The sequence below is a fragment of the Nostoc sp. genome, assembly GCF_036917755.1.
Taxonomy (GTDB): domain Bacteria; phylum Cyanobacteriota; class Cyanobacteriia; order Cyanobacteriales; family Nostocaceae; genus Nostoc.
Genome location: NZ_JBALFC010000153.1, coordinates 76,288 through 93,174, shown reverse-complemented (window position 1 = coordinate 93,174; position 16,887 = coordinate 76,288). Strand labels below are relative to the sequence as shown.

The window sequence follows — 16,887 nt, the reverse complement described above, 5'->3', positions numbered from 1 at the left end:
AAATGCTTGAAACAAGACTCCAAGAATATGACTCCAAGTGACCTCGTGATTGCCGCATAATTTCCGACCCTTTTTTACGGTGACGTGTACTAAGACTTGAAAGCGGTGAAAATCGGGTACGACTTCGCGGAGGTTAACTAGGTCGGTTACGTCATCGAAGACGATTAAAATAGGCAAGGCGGAGTTAGGATATCTAGACCAACACCAAGCGACTTGTTCTTTAAGGCTTAAAAGTCTTCCTCCTAATTCTTGGGGAATCTCAAAACCGAACTGCAACCGGAACAACTCTAAAACTTCGCCGGCGAGATTGGTTTCTCTGTCGTTAAACCAGACAATGCCGCCATAATCTTGTTGATATCGTCTCGCGTATTCGGTGGCTAATTCAGTTTTGCCCACGCCACCCATTCCCGCTATTGCTACATAGTCTCTGCGCTGCAAGTCTTCATGCAGCATTGTCAGTTCGGTTTCTCGCCCGACGAAATTAACGGAACCGCGAGGGATAGATTTTGTGGGAGTTAGCTGTTTCTGCCCGTTAATAATTTGAGTGCCAATGGAAGCTTGACCATCAGGGGCAACGTAAACACCAATTTTTTCGGCAAACTTCCCGAAGTCTTCAGGCATAGATAGTAAGAGCCTTGGCGAATGGAATTCGCGGCTACACAAACAAAGTCCACCTCCGTGGACTAATACAAAATCAAGGATTCTTAACCCACGGAGGTGGGTTTTGCCTGTGTAGACGCGGTTTCTAACCGCCCTTTTGGGCTGGGGGTTAGGTCAGACGATAATTTAAAAAAACTGATTTTCAATATTTCCTGTCCCACCTGGCATGACAACCTGACCAATTTTATCTACCAATTTCTCTAGGTTAGGCATAGCTAGAATTTCAGCAAGTTTAGGATTTGGTTCCGCTTTAGCTGCTGCGGCCAATTCCTGTGCAGCTTGTGCCACTTCAGGATTAGCTTTAGCAGCCGATTCCACCTCTAGTACAGCTTTGCCATAATCAAGTGGTTGCTCTGGCGCTCTTTCTATAGCAGCTACAGTATAAGGAGAATGTTTTTTCAACGTAACGAGAAACTTACCAGTCTTATCCCATACAGCTTCACTTACTTTTTCGCCAGTTTTTTCTAAGGCTTTAGTGGCAATTATAGAGCCGATCGCGATCGCCGCAGTAGTTAAAGGTTCCATCTGCTACTTTGACTATGTGTATCTTCTTTACTTATTAACACACCGCTTTGGTTCTAAACTCATGTACTTTTAAGTTTTGTAGTCTAGCTGTGCATTATGGCAATTAAGTTAAAAAATTTAGATTTATCTGGATATTTCCGATTTTAGACTCCCCAATGTTGCTTTTTCAACCCATTGCGTCTTATATCTAAGCTTTACTTCTTAAAATCGTGATTTTTTCGTTAAAGTCGTGATTTTTTCGTTAAAGTCGTGATTTTTTCGTTAAAGTCGTGATTTTTTTCTTAAAGTCGTGATTTTTTTCTTAAAATCGTGATTTTTTTCTTAAAATCATGATTTTTTTGTTATTAAACAGAATTGAGGAGTCAAGAGCCAGAATTCAGAATGAATTTTGTACGATGGTTACTGAGCTTGTCGAAGTACTGGCGGATAGACACCACGGAGAACGAGTCCGCGTACTCCTGCAAAGAAGCAAGCTACGCGTAGCGTCTTGTAAAGAGCGTCTGAATAATCGCGTTTAAGACCCCCACAAAATTGAAAATTTGGTGGTCTTGATTCTGGATTCTGAATTCTGACCTCTGAATTCTTCTTCCTTAACATCGTGCTTTTAGTTAATATTGCTGAGGTAAATATTACACTCGCTACTAGTTTATGTGGATTCTACTGAACCAAAATCTGGCTTTAATAAGCCAAGCTAGCTCTAGAACACAATAAAAATAATATATATATGCCTCGTCAAAAACGTACATACCGCGCTCTAGAAAAAGCTGAATTAAGACTTGCTGGACTCAGAGCAATTAATCCTGATATGGATTTTGGAGATACTCGCAACTTACAAAACATAACCCAAATAAGTCAGCAATTACGCATTAAAATAGATGCTTATAACACTGCTTTATCTGTGATTGACTCTTCTAAAACCAATATGGATGAATTGGAAAAAATTTTAACTGACCTGACTGATCAAATGCTAATTGCAATTGCATTTACTTACGGCACAGACAGCAGTGAATATGAAATGGCGGGTGGTTTTCGCAAAAGCAAACGCACCCGCAAAAGCACGGCGACACCCTTGAAGACAACTTCATAATCACACACTACTTTTCTTAGTGGTGCGTTAGGTTAAACTCGTAACGCATCCTAATGGCTCTATTTCAGCATTTATCCCCAGGGTAAGCTCATCTAAATTTAGTATAATATAAACTTGACAAAATCAAGAAGATAAGCGTAAATACCGGAAAAAAACGCACTTGACAACTGAGCAAGATGAAAAACTCCATCCCCTTGTGGGTGGAGTTTTAGTCATTAGTACCAATGACCAATGACTAATGACTAATGACTAAAGCGGCGGGGCGGTGGTCACTGAGCGTGGCCGTTGTGCTATCCCTCTACAGACACACTTCGACAAGCTCAGTGCATCGCCTGGGGATGGAGTTTCCCGCCGCTTTCAATAAATGAGAAGATTTCAATGGTGTTGTCAAAAAAATGTCACGAGTCAGGTTGAAGCGATATCCTGATGCTAGAATATGTCTAAAATTAAGAAGATTCATAATGTTACACGAATTTCTCTTAGCAGAACGTGACGAAATTCTCGCCTTGTGTTCAAAAAAGATTGCGCGTCTTGCTGATTCCAGGAGTTCGAGCGACGAAATGGAAAGAGGATTACCTGTGTTCTACAATGAACTCATTGAGGTATTACGTGCTGATACAGATGAATCTGGGGAACTACATAACAATTCTATAGAAAGCGTTCACAGAGCCTCCGCAGAGCGCCAGGGGAAAGAGTCGTTAAAACTTGGCTACAGCATTTCTCAGGTTGTTCATGGCTACGGCGCTCTTTGTCAAGCTATCACTGAGTATATTCAGGAAAATAGTAGTGAAACAGCATCCGCTCGTGAATTCAATCGATTAAATTTCTGCCTCGATATCGCTATCGCTGAAGCGGTTACAGAGTTTAATCGAGGTGAGCGCGAGAATGCAGAGCGGGATGAGGTTCAGCGTCTTGGATTTCTAGCACATGAGTTGCGAAATGCGTTGACCTCCGCTACTTTAGCTTCCAAACTTATAATCATAGGGAAAGTCGGAACCAATGGAAGTACATCTCGTGTTCTTGAAAATGCCCATAGGCGTATGAGAGACATTATTGATCGTTCACTTGTTGAGGTGCGACTGTGGAACGAACCAACTGTCCAATATCAGAGGTGTCGAGTTATTCACCTAGTCAGTGAAGTTGAGGCTAGTGCATGGTTTGAAGCAAATGGGAAATCAATTGAGGTGCGTGTAGAGGTAGCGCCGGAATTGGAGGTTTTAATAGATCGTCACCTTATAATATCTGCCCTATCTAATCTAGTTCAAAATGCCATTAAGTTCACAAAGCAGAATGGGATTGTATGGATACGCGGTAAGGCTGTAGATGGGCGTGTTTTGATTGAAATAGAGGATCAATGTGGAGGACTCCCGCCTGGTGACGCGGAAGAACTCTTTAAGCCTTTTTCTCAAATGGGAACAGATAAATCAGGATTGGGGATTGGGCTTACAATTTCACGACGCGCCGTGTTGCTAAACAAGGGTATACTCACAGTTCGTGATGTCCCCCATCAAGGATGTGTGTTCTCAATTGATTTACCCTTAGCCTCCCCTCTCCCCACTACATAATCCTCTAGCTCCATCTTCGCTGCGCTCACTTATGTAAACTCCAACTATTTTTCTAGTCTTTTTATCCAAAGCTAAAAATAATAATTTTAGTTATTAAATCTCTATTATCACTACATATTTACCACTATCAAAATGTTTAGACTTGCTAAAAATCAACTATATGTTAGTATTTCCAAAGCATAACGGGAACCAAGGTTACAACTTAACTATGTAACGACGCTATAGATATTATAACAATTAAAGTGGCGTAATCCAATAAGTAATGCCCCGGACAACTTGTTTGTTAAAACCAAACAGAAGTAAATTTTCTTTAGATAAACCTACATAAGTCCAATGTGGGACATCATTTTCTACAGTTTGAAACCAACCATTTTCATTTAGAGCTTTTATCTGTTCTTTATTAGATACGCGTAAATCAATTGCTAATCCCCAGAGATGTTGTGAAGTTCCAGGAGGTGCAACCAAACCGAGGATTCTTGTTTCTTGACCCTGTTGAACTTTTGCTAAAATTTTATCGTTAGCATATTTGTGCCAAAATCTTAAATTAGTATTGAAAGTGCGAGTACAATCACCAGAACCATAACCAGATTTTAGCGGGATATGTTGTTGAATTCGCACTTTATTTAAAGCATCAGCCGCCGATTTTTGTAAATAACAGTCGTTAGTGCCGTCAACATGACCCATTGTTAAAGTAGCTTGAAATTCTTGGGTTTCTTGTTCATTTGCAAAGATATCTTTTGGCGGCAATTTAATTCCAACATCTTGATTTACAAAGACTGCACCATACGCGCGGAGCAAAATATATTCATAAGTACCAGGCTGGGGAATTGTCGGTAACTTTTTTGCGATCGCAGATAAAAAACGCTGTTGATTATTTAATTCTGGGTTGGGAATGAATGGTTGTAATATTGTCTCTTGAGAAGGATCTGTACAAGGTAATAAATCAGTACTCAAGCATTGGTTTAATGGTTGAGCATTTATACTCAATTGTTTGTGGGTAATTTCATTACTAGCTACTAATGTAAAAATCATTAATATAACTATAGTGATGAAAGTTATCTTTCTGATAAGTCTAGTAATATTTCTTTTCTTTTTGATGGTGAGTTTCATTTTTAAATAGTTGACTGATTGATTCAAGAATAAAAGTTAATCCGGTTCAGCTAAGGCTAAAATCTTTTGTGAAAGTAGACGTAGGTTGGGTGGAGCGGAGCGCAACCCAACATATATCAGGATGTTGGGTTACGCAAAGCCTCCACCCAACCTACAATTTTTTTGCAACTAGATATGGTTATATATAACTTTTGCAAGATATCTAATATATATCCGTAATAAACTAATTTGTGTTAATGGCTAACCATGTAAAAAATATCTGTGATAGATAAACCGGAACATTGCCACAATTCTTAAAAAAGATGAGATTTTTTACCTATTACTCAAGTTTAAAAAGGAAACTTGTCTCTAATTGAGTACTAGTAAATCTGATAAGTTTATTATCAAAAAGATACCTCTAGGAAACTACTGGAACAGTTACAATTGAAAAGAACTCTAAGTTTGCTGATCCTGTAAGTATGACCATGCACAATTCCGTTGAATTCCAAGACGCTTTTGATGTCATAGTCGTCGGTGCAGGTCACTCCGGTTGCGAAGCAGCTCTCGCCTCTGCCCGCCTCGGTTGTCGTACCCTGCTATTGACGCTCAATTTAGATAGAATCGCTTGGCAACCTTGTAACCCCGCAGTGGGTGGCCCGGCCAAATCTCAGTTGACTCATGAAGTAGATGCACTCGGCGGCGAAATTGGGAAAGTAGCAGACGGCACCTACTTACAAAAGCGTATCCTCAACTCTTCACGAGGACCTGCTGTTTGGGCATTACGCGCCCAGACGGACAAGCGCGAATACGCAGCAGTGATGAAAAGTATTGTCGAGAATCAAGAAAACTTGACAATCCGCGAAAGTATGACAACAGATTTAGTGCTGGGCGCTAATGGTGAAGTCGTCGGCGTTGAAACTTATTTTGGTGTAGGGTTCCAATGTAAAGCAGTTATCTTGACAACTGGCACCTTCTTGGGAGGGAAAATTTGGGTCGGTAACAAATCAATGCCAGCCGGACGCGCTGGGGAATTTGCGGCTGAGGGATTGACACAAACTCTGAATCGCCTGGGATTTGAAACCGGAAGGCTGAAAACTGGAACTCCAGCACGGGTTGACAAGCGATCGGTAGATTATAGTAAAATGCTGATCCAGCCTGGAGATGAAGATGTACGTTGGTTTAGTTTTGACCCAGATGTGTGGGTAGAACGGGAACAATTGCCTTGCTACATCACCCGCACAACTGCCGAAACCCATCGCCTAATTCGGGAGAATTTGCACCTTTCGCCCGTCTATGGCGGTTGGGTGGAAGCCAAAGGCCCGCGTTATTGTCCCAGTATTGAAGATAAGATTGTCCGCTTTGCTGATAAGGAAAGCCATCAAATTTTTATTGAACCGGAAGGAAGAGATATACCCGAACTATATATTCAAGGGTTTTCTACAGGTTTACCAGAAAATTTGCAATTGCAGATGTTGCGGACTCTCCCCGGTTTGGAAAAATGTGTGATGCTGCGTCCGGCTTATGCTGTGGAGTATGACTACTTACCAGCAACTCAGTGTTATCCCACACTGATGACTAAGAAGATTGCCGGGCTGTTTTGTGCTGGGCAGATTAACGGCACGACAGGTTATGAAGAAGCCGCAGCTCAAGGGCTGGTGGCGGGAATTAACGCGGCTCGATTTGTTCGCTCTCAAGAAATGATTGTTTTTGCCCGCGAACAAAGTTACATTGGGACGCTAGTTGATGACTTGTGTACAAAAGACCTGCGGGAACCTTACCGGATGCTTACCAGTAGGTCTGAGTATCGATTGCTGTTGCGTTCTGACAATGCTGACCAACGCTTGACACCCTTGGGACGGGAAATTGGTTTAATTAGCGATCGCCGTTGGGATCTATTTACCCAAAAACAAGCAAATATTACCATAGAAAAACAAAGATTGCAAGTTACACGCGTCAAAGAACATGATGAAATTGGCATAGCGATCGCATCTGATACGCAGCAATTAATTAAAGGTTCGATTACCCTGAATGAATTACTGCGGCGTCCGGGATTCCATTATGTTGACCTGGACAGATTCGGGCTGGGAAACCCCAACCTGAACCGCGCTGAGAAAGAAGGCGCCGAAATTGACATTAAATATTCCGGCTATCTCGCTAGACAACAAAATCAGATTGACCAAATCGCCCGCCAAGCGCACCGCCACTTACCTGGGGATTTGGACTATACAACAATTGATACTCTTTCCAAAGAGGCACGGGAAAAGCTGACTCACGTAAAACCACTCACTCTTGGTCAAGCGGCACGTATCGGTGGTGTAAACCCAGCCGATATCAATGCCTTATTATTATATTTAGAATTGGGTAGAACCAAGAGCCGGTCTAAGTTTCCAGCGTTAGCTTCACACAAAGTTGATAAAGACTGAGTATAGTAGTAGGGAAGGAGATTGGTATGATAGATGACATAAATCTTTGTACTGCCATTATCAGCAATCTCTAGATGAAAGTTGAGTTTAATACCAACGTTCAATCAACTCGTTTTAATCGGACGGGGGATTGGATGTTTAATTAATAATCCTAATTTTCAGGCAGTAGGGGCGGCGTTTCTCCGTCCTCGCAACAAAGATAAAACATCTATGTTACAAGAAGCCAGCACCCGTCCTCGTCTCATAATTGTACCGGAGCCATCAGAAGACTTAATCGCCAACGAGCCTTGGTCGATAGAAAACTATGCTGATGGCCTGATGGATGAACTCTTTGCCGATATCGACTACATTCTAGATGTTAGTGGTAATCTGCCTTCTCCAACCGTTAAACGCAGTAGTCAGAACAAATCGCAGTCTGCTGCGGGAGTTTCCCCCCAAGCTCAAGGTCAGTCGCCTCCAGAATACGTGCCTCTGCAAACAGTTACGATACCCACATCAAAGCAAGCAGTACAGTCAGTTGTTCAAGATCAGCACAAGCACTTAAGTACCGTTAAACCAGTTAGTAGAAAGCGTCAAAAAAGTAGTCAGACTTTGGGCAAACTACTGATTGTGGGAACAACTTTAGGCGTAGCGATCGCTGGTATTATCTACTTGGTAGAGTCTGGAGTTATATATCTTTTAAATACCAAATTGCCTGAATCAGTTCTTCTAGTGCCGCAAATGCAGCCACAGTTGCCTGTAAAAACAGAAATTGAGGCAGAATTAGTTGACTATATGCTGGAAGCGCTAGCAGTTATAGACAAACAAGAAACAAAAAGCAATCAAAAACCAGAATTCTCCAGTCGGGCAAATACTAACCAAATAACCCTTGGGAACGAGCAAATAACTGGTAATCTACCAGCATTTTCACCAGCCCCTAACCGTTCTGGAAATTTTGTTGAGCGTATCTACGTCCCCGTTTATCAAGCGCCGTCGCCACTGCGTTACGCGTTTCCGGCTATTCCTGGTAGTCCGACACTTTTACCACAAGTTGCCAATGCGTTCAAGGGATCTCAACCGAATGTTGTAAAAACTGCTCTGAATTCAGTGCAAGAAGCTGCCAAACCTGTAACCGCCAACTTTGCTGCGGCTGTACAAGCCGGATTTCAACGTGTGGCTGGGAAAACTGCACCGATTACCGTGCGGCAAACACCCAACCCTCTACCTGCATTACCAGTAGTTCCATTACGTGCAGCACTGGCACCAGAATCAGAACCAACTATTACCGAGGAACAAGTATATCCGGCAACTGCGATCGCGGATGCTCCTAGTGATACCTTAGAGGGATTGCTAGAATTGGGCAACAAATCTGCGGCTTTGTTTAAAATTGATGGCGTGACTCGCCGCATCAATATGGGTGAAAGTATTGGCTCAAGCGGTTGGACACTAGTAGATGTTAGTAATGGCGAAGCTGTTATCCGGCGTAACGGCGAAGTGCGATCGATTTACGCGGGGCAGAAATTATAAAAGTTTTTCTGTCAGCAACTCTTTTACGCAGTAAAATATTGCCGCCATCTTTGCTTTCCAACTAACTACTCGCTATCTTCCGCCCCCAACGGCTGTAACAACTCATAAATTGACAAAACGGGTACGGATGAACTCAAAAAACCTTGCGTATCGCGTGTCAAAATAGCGTCTAACCCTTCAGCAATAGCACAAGCGATTTGAACGGCATCTTCAAAATCAGCTAAACCAGATCCGAACGCTGATTCCAAGACGGCTCGATTAACGGCACAAATTACCATAGCAGTTAGCGTTTCTGAAACTGCTTGGCGTGCTTGCTCAATGCTGCGAGTGTGTCTTCGGGAAATATAAAAAATATCTGTAAGTGTTGTCGCTGTGACATATCCAACGACACGACCAGAATCAATCTCCTGAAACAACAGTTCCGCGTCCTGGAAAAATGGCTCTCGCTCCAACAGAAAATCTAGGAGAATATTGGTATCAATTAAAACTTTCACTAGAGATACTTGTCCACCCGTCGCTTTTCTAACATTGCAGCCACTTCTTCATCAGTCGGTGCTGGCTGATCTGTTTTTAACAAGCCTCGCATCCGTCTAATTGCGCCAGAGCGTTCAGGCTGAGAAATTGGCGTGTCTTGCAAGGACTCAATGATGGCGCTCACCAGTGCAAGGCGATCGCTGGGTGGTAGCTTGAAGACCTGCTCTTTCAATTCTTCTAGCAACATAGACGGCTCTTATGGTCGAAGGTGTCTATCATTTAGTATGAGCGATCGCGCCTTCTATTGATCAGATTTTCCGTCTAATTGCGCCAGAGCCCTCAGGCTGAGAAATTGGCGTGTCTTGCAAGGACTCAATGATGGCGCTCACCAGTGCAAGGCGATGTCTACGACGGGCTACGCCTACGCTGGGTGGTAGCTTGAAGACCTAGACAATTTCATGCAATTGAGAACCGATGTATGGCGGTTTACATTAGAACAATGCCAAAATATAAATATATATTTTTCAAGTTAAATAATCGGAAAATAAACCCATGAAGTTGAGTGTAACAGTACTAGAATTATCTGGAATTATAGATGGCATTAGAGGTAATGAACTACGTCGTGAAGTTAGCAAGATTGTGGACAATGGAACGAATATTTTGTTGCTTGACATGAAAGAAGTAAACTTTATTGATAGCTCTGGTTTAGGTGCTTTAGTATCAGCAATGCAAATAGTACGAACTGCTAATGGTAAACTTTGTGTCTGTTCGATCAGCGATCAAGTCAAGATGTTGTTTGAACTGACTAAAATGGATAGAATTTTTCAAACCTTTGCTGACCAAGATGAATTCAAGCGCAAAATATGGACAACACAATAAGGTGCTAGACAACAGAAAAGTCAATACGCACATTTGACTATACTAACCAAAGTTAACTTTTATCAAAGATAAATCATCATCAAGATTATCTTGAGCATTTAAGGCGAGAATCTTCGCTAATAATTGATTTAGCTTATACGTATCTTTTTGACTATATTCGGTTAGTAAGTCAATGAAAGCATCAATACCCCAAATCTTCCCATCTGACTGCTTAATTTCATAAGCACCATCACTAAAGATGTATAAAGTGCTGTTTTCTTCGACCTCCAAAACAGCATCCTCAAATTGGACATCAGGTAAAAAGCCGATTGGTAAATCTAAGGAACTTAGCTGTTTAACTTGGATGCTTGTTGTAGAGGTATTAGATAACAGTAAAGCTGGTGGATGTCCGGCGTTGGCATAAACGAGTTGACGTTTAAGGCGGTGATAAACTCCATACCACATTGTGAAGTATTTATCACCGTGCTTCCTCATTTGGAAGGCGTGATTTAGGGCTTTCAGGACTTCACTTGGTTGAAAAAAGTTAGTATTCGGTAGGGATTGCGATCGCAAAACATTAAGTACAGATACAGATAGGAGGGCTGAACCCACCCCATGTCCTGATACATCTAACAAATAAATTGCCAAATGATTCTCGTCAATCCAATGATGATCGAAGCAATCACCCCCTAACTGGGCTGAAGGAATAAACAGACTTTCTGTAGTTACTGCTCCTACAAGCGGTGAAGGTAGAAGCGATCGCACATAATCAGATGCCTCAGCTAATTCTGCTTCCAAAATTTGCTTTTGGGTTTGCAAATCCTGATTCAGTGTCTCCAAAGCTTGCTTTTGACTTTGTAAATCCTGATTCAGCTGGTGTAACCTTAATCCTGCTCTTACCCGTGCTTTCAATTCATTCATCTCTATTGGTTTAGAGATAAACTCATCTGCTCCAGCGTCAAGTCCCTTAACTCTATCTTCCTCCTGTCCTGGAGCTGCTCCCCTAGCAGTCAATAGAATAAAAAAAGTAGTTGTCAATTCTGGATCTGCTCTAATTCGACGACAAACTTCTAGCCCATCTACCTGGGGCATCATCCAGTCACAGATAATCAGAGCAGGATGTAATAATTGTGCTTGTGCAATTCCTTCCTCGCCATTCTTAGCGATACTGGTATCATAACCCTGATTTTGGAGTGTTCTTTTCAGTACTGTTCGCACTATCGGGTCATCATCAATAACCAGAATTTTAAACATAGATTACAGTTTATTAAAGAAATAGTTGCTTTAATTTAATTTATATGCAATTTAGTTGGGAATGTATAGTGAAAATACTCAAATTAAATAAATTAATTACCGAATATGATCATCTCAAAATATTTTATTGGTTAAGAAGTGAAAAATAAAATTTCTCTAAAAGTCAACACAGACCTGACAGCGTTGCCTCAAGTATTATCTTGGTTCGAGCAGATGAATCAACCACCTATTCCTGATAAACAAAGTTGGTGGCAATGTCAAACACTTTTGATGGAAGGCTTTACTAACATTGTTGAACATGCCCATAAAAACTTACCTGTTGAAACTCCTATTGAGATGGAAGCTGTGCGGTTAGATAAATACATAGAAATTCGCATCTGGTCTCAAGGTAAACCCTTTGATTTACAGCATAAATTGCAGCAAATATCTGAATTTGAGGAAAATGAGCAAGACCGTGGTCGTGGTTTAAAAATCATGTCTGCCATTGCTGACAAGTTGAGTTATGAGCCAACAGTTGATAATCGTTACTGTTTATTTATTAGTAAATATTATTAATTTTTCAGATTTTGGCGTTACTCTCTTTAGAGATCAAAAACTCTTGGATGCGTTTAACAACCTCTTCTAACTCTGAGATGAAGTTAGTAGTACCTCGACGTTCTTGGTTATGAGCGAATTTTTCTAATTTTTCTGCCGCCATCTGCATGGTTTTAGCTCCCAGATTGGCACTAGCACCTTTAATTTGATGGGCTTGGAGCGCTAGTTCTTGAAAGTCATAAGCTGCGATCGCTATTTTAACTACCTCTAGACGAGGTTCAATATCTTCAACAAATATTTGCAGTAGTTCCAATTCAAATTCTAGGTTGTTTTCTGAGAGTTGATGCAAACGTTCCCAATCAATTGGGAGGTCAACTGAATCTGCATCTGTTGTAGATACTATCTGGTCTGTGGCAGCTGTTTCTTTTGCCGTCAATATCACACTTCCCCAACGCTCTAGCGCCGCCGCCAATTTTTCTTTAATTACTGGCTTGCTCAGATAGTCGTCCATTCCGGCATCTAGACACATTTGTTGATCTTCTTTCATGGCATTAGCTGTCATCGCAATTACTACAGGGCGATAACCACTAGCAAAGTTGCTTTTTTGCCAACGATGAATTTCTTTTGTGGTTTCTAAACCGTCAAGAACTGGCATTTGGCAATCCATCAGAATTAAATCGTAGGGAATTTTTTCCAATAACTGCAAAACTTCTTTCCCATTACCAGCGACATCAGCGCTATAACCCAGGCTTTGGAGTTGCTTCAAAGCAACTTTCTGATTCACCAGATTATCTTCAGCTAAGAGAATTCTAAAACTTCGGCTTCGTTCAGTTTTAGTAGTTCGACTACGCTCACTGCTAAGTTTATCGGAGTCAGGAGAATGATAGTTGCTGTTGTTGTCGTAATTTTTCACTTTTAACTCCTGACTTCTGATTTCTAAATTTTGACTTCCTTTTTCTGACTCCTGACTTCTGACTTCTGTCTTCTCTTGTTCCGCCTGCGTTCCTAAGATAGTCATGATGGTATCGAGGAGTCGGGACGGCTTCACAGGTTTGACCAAATAAGCCGCAAATCCGATTTTTAGCGCCCGTTGAATTTCATCCCGTTGATTAGTAGAGGTAAGCATAATCAAAGGTAGCCCAGCGATCGCTGAATCTGCCTTAATTTGCTCTCCTAAAGTCATGCCATCTATTTCTGGCATCTGCATGTCAATCACAGCTATGTCATAGAGATTTTTTTGCTTGGCGGCTTCCTGAATAACTTTGAGGGCAGTAGTAGCCGAAGCAGCCTGATCCACCATCATCCCCCAACGGATAGCTTGATGGTAGATGATTTTGCGATTAGTGGCATTATCATCTACTACTAACAAGCGTCGATTCCGCAAAAGTTCGCGTTCGCCCTGAGCGTTGGCTTTGCGATCGCCTTCTGAGGAAATTGGGTCAAGTTGCTTGGCGAGAGTTACTTCAAACCAAAACTTAGATCCTTTCCCCAACCGACTTTCTACGCCAATTTCTCCTGCCATCAAGCTCACTAGTTGCTTGCAGATGGCTAATCCCAAACCTGTGCCGCCATATTTGCGGGTGGTGGAAGCATCTACTTGGGTAAATGGCATAAAGAGTTTGGATTTGTCTTCAGGGGTAATGCCAAGACCGGTATCTGTAATGGCAAAATAAATGGTAGCTGTAGTAGAGTTTTCTGAACGCAATTCTGCTCGTACTACTACCTCTCCATTGCTGGTGAACTTGATCGCATTGCTGATCAAGTTCATGAGAATTTGCCGCAGGCGGCCAGCATCGCCTTGGAGGTGGGTGGGGACGTTGCTATAGATCAACGCGGCAATTTCTAATCCCTTATTATGGGCTGAGGGAGCTAATAATTCCAACACCTCTTCCACACAGGTAGATAAATCAAAATCTAGAGTTTCTAGTGTCATTTCTCCAGCCTCAAGTTTGGACAGATCCAAAATTTCGTTGATTAGGGTTAAGAGGGCGTCTCCACTAATGCGAATTGTTTCGATAAAATCCCGTTGCTCAGGGTTTAAGGGAGTTTCTAACATTAAGCCTGTCATCCCTAAAACAGCATTCATCGGAGTCCGAATTTCATGGCTCATGTTGGCCAAAAAGGCACTTTTGGTTTGAGAAGCTAATTCAGCTTGTTGACGAGCAATTTCGAGTTCTCGTCGCTGTTGAGTTTCGGCGTTTAACATTTGGGCTTGAGCTAAGGCAATACCTACTTGGTCAGCTATTTGCCGTAAAAGATGAGTTTCAAAGCTAGACCAGTGGCGGGAACTGCCACACTGATGGACAATCAGCAAACCGCAGAGTTCTTCTTTGACAAGAAGGGGTATGACCAAATGGGACTTGACTCCAAATTCTTGCAATAATTCCATATGGCTTTTTTCGGCTTCAGCTATATCGAATTCAGCAAGCCCCAGATTCCGTTTTTGACGGAACTGCTGTAGATAGTACTGCTGTACGTATTCTGCTTGAAAGTAAGCATCGGTGAACTTGTTTTCTTTGATTGCTAGCCACCCAGAAACTACTGCCTCAACCACGGTGGCTCCAGATTCATCTGTCAAAGGTTGATAAATCAAGACTCGATCACTATGGAGAATTTTTTGTACTTCGGTGACAGTGATTTGGAGAATTTCTTTGATTTGCAAAGACTGACGAATCTTCAGGGTGATTTCAGTAAATAATTGCGATCGCAAGTTTTGGCGTTGGATTTCTTCTTCTGCCTGCTTGCGCTCAATAAACTGCCCTACTTGCTCACCAATAGAATTCATGACTGTTGCCAAATCTGGTTCAGGTTGCTGAATCTGATGGCTAAAGCAGGTAATGACACCGAGGATTTTTTTACCACTACGGATCGGAAAACCGAAAGCTCCGTGCAATTTTGCTTGGATAGCAATTTGAAAGCGGACGAAATTCTGATCTTTAACGACATCAGCGATCCAAACAGGTTCACCACTAGCCCAGACACGGCCGGGCAGCCCAATTCCGGGTGCAAAAGTAGTCTGCCGACTTAGGATGTCAAATTCTTGCATCTCAAAGGAGATTTTATACCATGAATTTAGGAAAGTTAGTAAATTTGCTTGCTGATCTACTATCCAAAATTCACTTAAATCCCATCCCAAACTTTCGCAGATTCCTTGCATGATTTGGGGCATCGCTTCGTTGATTGTAGTTGACTCTGCTAAGACGCGCGTTGTAGAATATTCCGCCTTGAGATGTTGTTCAGTTCGTTTGCGTAAGCGAAGCTGGTCGTGGATATCGCTGATGTCAATACCTGTGCCAATAATATATTCAACGTCGCCTTTATCGTCTTGTAAGCTAGTGTTAGTCCAGGCAATCAGCCGCCGGCTGCCATCCTTTGTTACCCAATAGTTTTCGTATTCATTGGGCGCTTCACCAGTTCGCAACTGCTCAAAAACTGCTTTCACTGGCTCGATCTCTTCAGGAAGTATAAACAAGTTCCAGAAATGCCTTCCTCTCACCTCATCAAATGAGTAACCAGTTGTTTGTTCACAAGCCTGATTGAAGCGAACGATTTGCCCTTGTGTGTCAATAACTATTACTAAAGTGCTGGCTGTATCAAGGACTGCTGAGATAAAGTTGCGTTCTTTTTTTAGTGTCTCCTCTGTTAATTTACGCTGTTTTACCTCACGATAAATGAAGTAGTAGACTATAGCCAGAATCAGAAAACTTAGACAAATAGCGATCGCAAGTGTCAAAAGAGTATTTTCGGCACTAGTTTTTGTGATTTTTAACTGCTGCTGAAGTTCTTGCCTCTTTTTGTTTTCCATCTCATGAATGATATTGCGGATATCACTCATTAAGTTATGTCCCTGATTCGTATTTATGATCTCCAATGCAGCATCTAATCCTAAATTTTGGCGCAAGTCGATAGTCTTTTTCAGTTCGTTCAGTTTTACTGTGATTAGAGGTTCAAGGGTGTCAAGTTGACTCAGTTGCTTAGAATCATCTGCTGTTAATTTTCTTAGCTGCTTAATTTCGGGAGCAAGTTTGGTAATTGCTGTCTGATATGGTTTTAGATACGCATCCTGTTTAGTGAGTATATAACCCCGTTGTCCTGTTTCAGCATCCTTGATATTAGACAGCAGTTCTTGCAAACTGTTGCTTGTCAGTTGGATGTTATTCAACTGTTTATTAGTATTAATCAACACTTCCGTACTTTGATAAAAGAGCGTGCCAATCAGGAGTAAAATTGCCAACGCCAAGCCAAACCCTGCGGCAACCTTTTCTAAAAATTGTTTGCTTGTCTTTTGTACCTGTTTGCGTGTATCACTTGCCAATACCAAACTTGCTAAGTTGCGCCGCATTTCTAGTTGCTTGATTACCTGGCGACCTAGCATTCGTAATGCTTCAATTTGTTCTGGAGATAGGTTTCTTCGCACATGGTCAATTACACAAAGTGTTCCTAGTGCATATCCTTCAGGGTTAATTAGTGGTACTCCAGCATAAAACCGAACATTTGGGTCAGAGGTGACTAGCGGGTTTGTCGCAAACCTTTCGTCTTCTGTGGCATCAGGCACAATAAAAACTTCCGGTTGCATAATCGCATGAGCGCAGAATGCTATATTTCGGGGTGTTTGTAGGGCATCCAAACCAATCTTTGACTTAAACCACTGGCGATCGCTATCAACTAAACTGATTAAAGCAATGGGAGTTCCACAAATATATGAGGCTAAACGGGTGAGGTCGTCAAAGGCAGCTTCCGAACGAGTATCAAGGATCTTATACTGCAAAAGAGATTCGATTCGCTGTATTTCGTTGTCAGGTAATGGTGCTTTCATTCTTCAGCCTTATACCATTTTGGATTTTAGATTTTGGATTAGGAATCGTCTTGGTGTAAATTCAGTAGACATCCCAAGGTCAACTCAGTGTACAAA

Annotated in this window: 12 protein-coding genes and 1 pseudogene; 6 read left to right on the top strand and 7 right to left on the bottom strand. The window is 41.8% G+C overall.

What is annotated here, in order from left to right; genetic code table 11:
• Both V7L05_RS32275 and V7L05_RS32270 read right to left on the bottom strand, forming a co-directional pair.
• Nucleotides 1-621, bottom strand: a pseudogene (locus V7L05_RS32275) (hypothetical protein); the annotation flags it as partial.
• 165 nt (nucleotides 622-786) lie between these two features.
• Nucleotides 787-1,185 carry a hypothetical protein gene (locus V7L05_RS32270; RefSeq protein ID WP_335170355.1) on the bottom strand — a complete coding sequence of 133 codons (399 nt, stop codon included), beginning with the start codon at nucleotides 1,183-1,185 and terminating at the stop codon, nucleotides 787-789.
• Nucleotides 1,186-1,909: 724 nt separating this feature from the next.
• Here V7L05_RS32270 and V7L05_RS32265 point away from each other — a divergent pair.
• Both V7L05_RS32265 and V7L05_RS32260 read left to right on the top strand, forming a co-directional pair.
• The gene (locus V7L05_RS32265; protein ID WP_335170354.1) at nucleotides 1,910-2,272 is read left to right on the top strand and encodes a hypothetical protein; all 363 of its coding nucleotides are present in this window, start codon (nucleotides 1,910-1,912) and stop codon (nucleotides 2,270-2,272) included.
• A 461-nt stretch (nucleotides 2,273-2,733) separates the two neighbouring features.
• Complete coding sequence (locus V7L05_RS32260; RefSeq protein WP_335170353.1) at nucleotides 2,734-3,837, top strand: sensor histidine kinase; 1,104 nt, start codon at nucleotides 2,734-2,736, stop codon at nucleotides 3,835-3,837.
• A 237-nt stretch (nucleotides 3,838-4,074) separates the two neighbouring features.
• On the opposite strand, the gene V7L05_RS32255 is transcribed toward V7L05_RS32260, so the two are convergent.
• Entirely contained in the window at nucleotides 4,075-4,947 is an 873-nt protein-coding gene (locus V7L05_RS32255; RefSeq protein ID WP_335170352.1) for a D-alanyl-D-alanine carboxypeptidase family protein, read from the bottom strand.
• Between the two features lie 458 nt (nucleotides 4,948-5,405).
• On the opposite strand from V7L05_RS32255, the gene mnmG reads away from it, so the two are divergent.
• Nucleotides 5,406-7,349, top strand: a complete 1,944-nt coding sequence (gene mnmG, locus V7L05_RS32250) for a tRNA uridine-5-carboxymethylaminomethyl(34) synthesis enzyme MnmG (RefSeq protein WP_335170351.1) — start codon at nucleotides 5,406-5,408, stop codon at nucleotides 7,347-7,349.
• 81 nt (nucleotides 7,350-7,430) lie between these two features.
• Nucleotides 7,431-8,855, top strand: coding sequence for a hypothetical protein (locus tag V7L05_RS32245; RefSeq protein WP_335170350.1), 1,425 nt, complete (start codon nucleotides 7,431-7,433; stop codon nucleotides 8,853-8,855).
• Between the two features lie 65 nt (nucleotides 8,856-8,920).
• Here V7L05_RS32245 and V7L05_RS32240 read toward each other — a convergent pair whose 3' ends face one another.
• Nucleotides 8,921-9,349, bottom strand: coding sequence for a type II toxin-antitoxin system VapC family toxin (locus tag V7L05_RS32240; RefSeq protein WP_335170349.1), 429 nt, complete (start codon nucleotides 9,347-9,349; stop codon nucleotides 8,921-8,923).
• Nucleotides 9,349-9,576, bottom strand: a complete 228-nt coding sequence (locus V7L05_RS32235) for a hypothetical protein (protein WP_335170348.1) — start codon at nucleotides 9,574-9,576, stop codon at nucleotides 9,349-9,351. The genes V7L05_RS32240 and V7L05_RS32235 overlap by 1 nt, the downstream gene beginning before the upstream one ends.
• Nucleotides 9,577-9,881: 305 nt before the next feature.
• Between V7L05_RS32235 and V7L05_RS32230 the strand changes: the two genes are divergently transcribed.
• Nucleotides 9,882-10,208 (top strand): STAS domain-containing protein, encoded by a 327-nt coding sequence (locus V7L05_RS32230; RefSeq protein WP_335170346.1) that lies wholly within the window; start codon nucleotides 9,882-9,884, stop codon nucleotides 10,206-10,208.
• Nucleotides 10,209-10,250: 42 nt separating this feature from the next.
• Here the strand turns inward: V7L05_RS32230 and V7L05_RS32225 are convergent, their stop codons facing one another.
• The gene (locus V7L05_RS32225) at nucleotides 10,251-11,441 is read right to left on the bottom strand and encodes a SpoIIE family protein phosphatase (RefSeq protein ID WP_335170344.1); all 1,191 of its coding nucleotides are present in this window, start codon (nucleotides 11,439-11,441) and stop codon (nucleotides 10,251-10,253) included.
• Nucleotides 11,442-11,579: 138 nt separating this feature from the next.
• Here V7L05_RS32225 and V7L05_RS32220 point away from each other — a divergent pair, with 138 nt between their 5' ends.
• The gene (locus tag V7L05_RS32220; RefSeq protein WP_335170342.1) at nucleotides 11,580-11,996 is read left to right on the top strand and encodes an ATP-binding protein; all 417 of its coding nucleotides are present in this window, start codon (nucleotides 11,580-11,582) and stop codon (nucleotides 11,994-11,996) included.
• Between the two features lie 4 nt (nucleotides 11,997-12,000).
• Here the strand turns inward: V7L05_RS32220 and V7L05_RS32215 are convergent, their stop codons facing one another.
• Nucleotides 12,001-16,791: a GAF domain-containing protein gene (locus tag V7L05_RS32215; RefSeq protein ID WP_335170340.1), complete on the bottom strand. Its 4,791-nt coding sequence runs from the start codon at nucleotides 16,789-16,791 to the stop codon at nucleotides 12,001-12,003.
• Nucleotides 16,792-16,887: the final 96 nt, after the last annotated feature.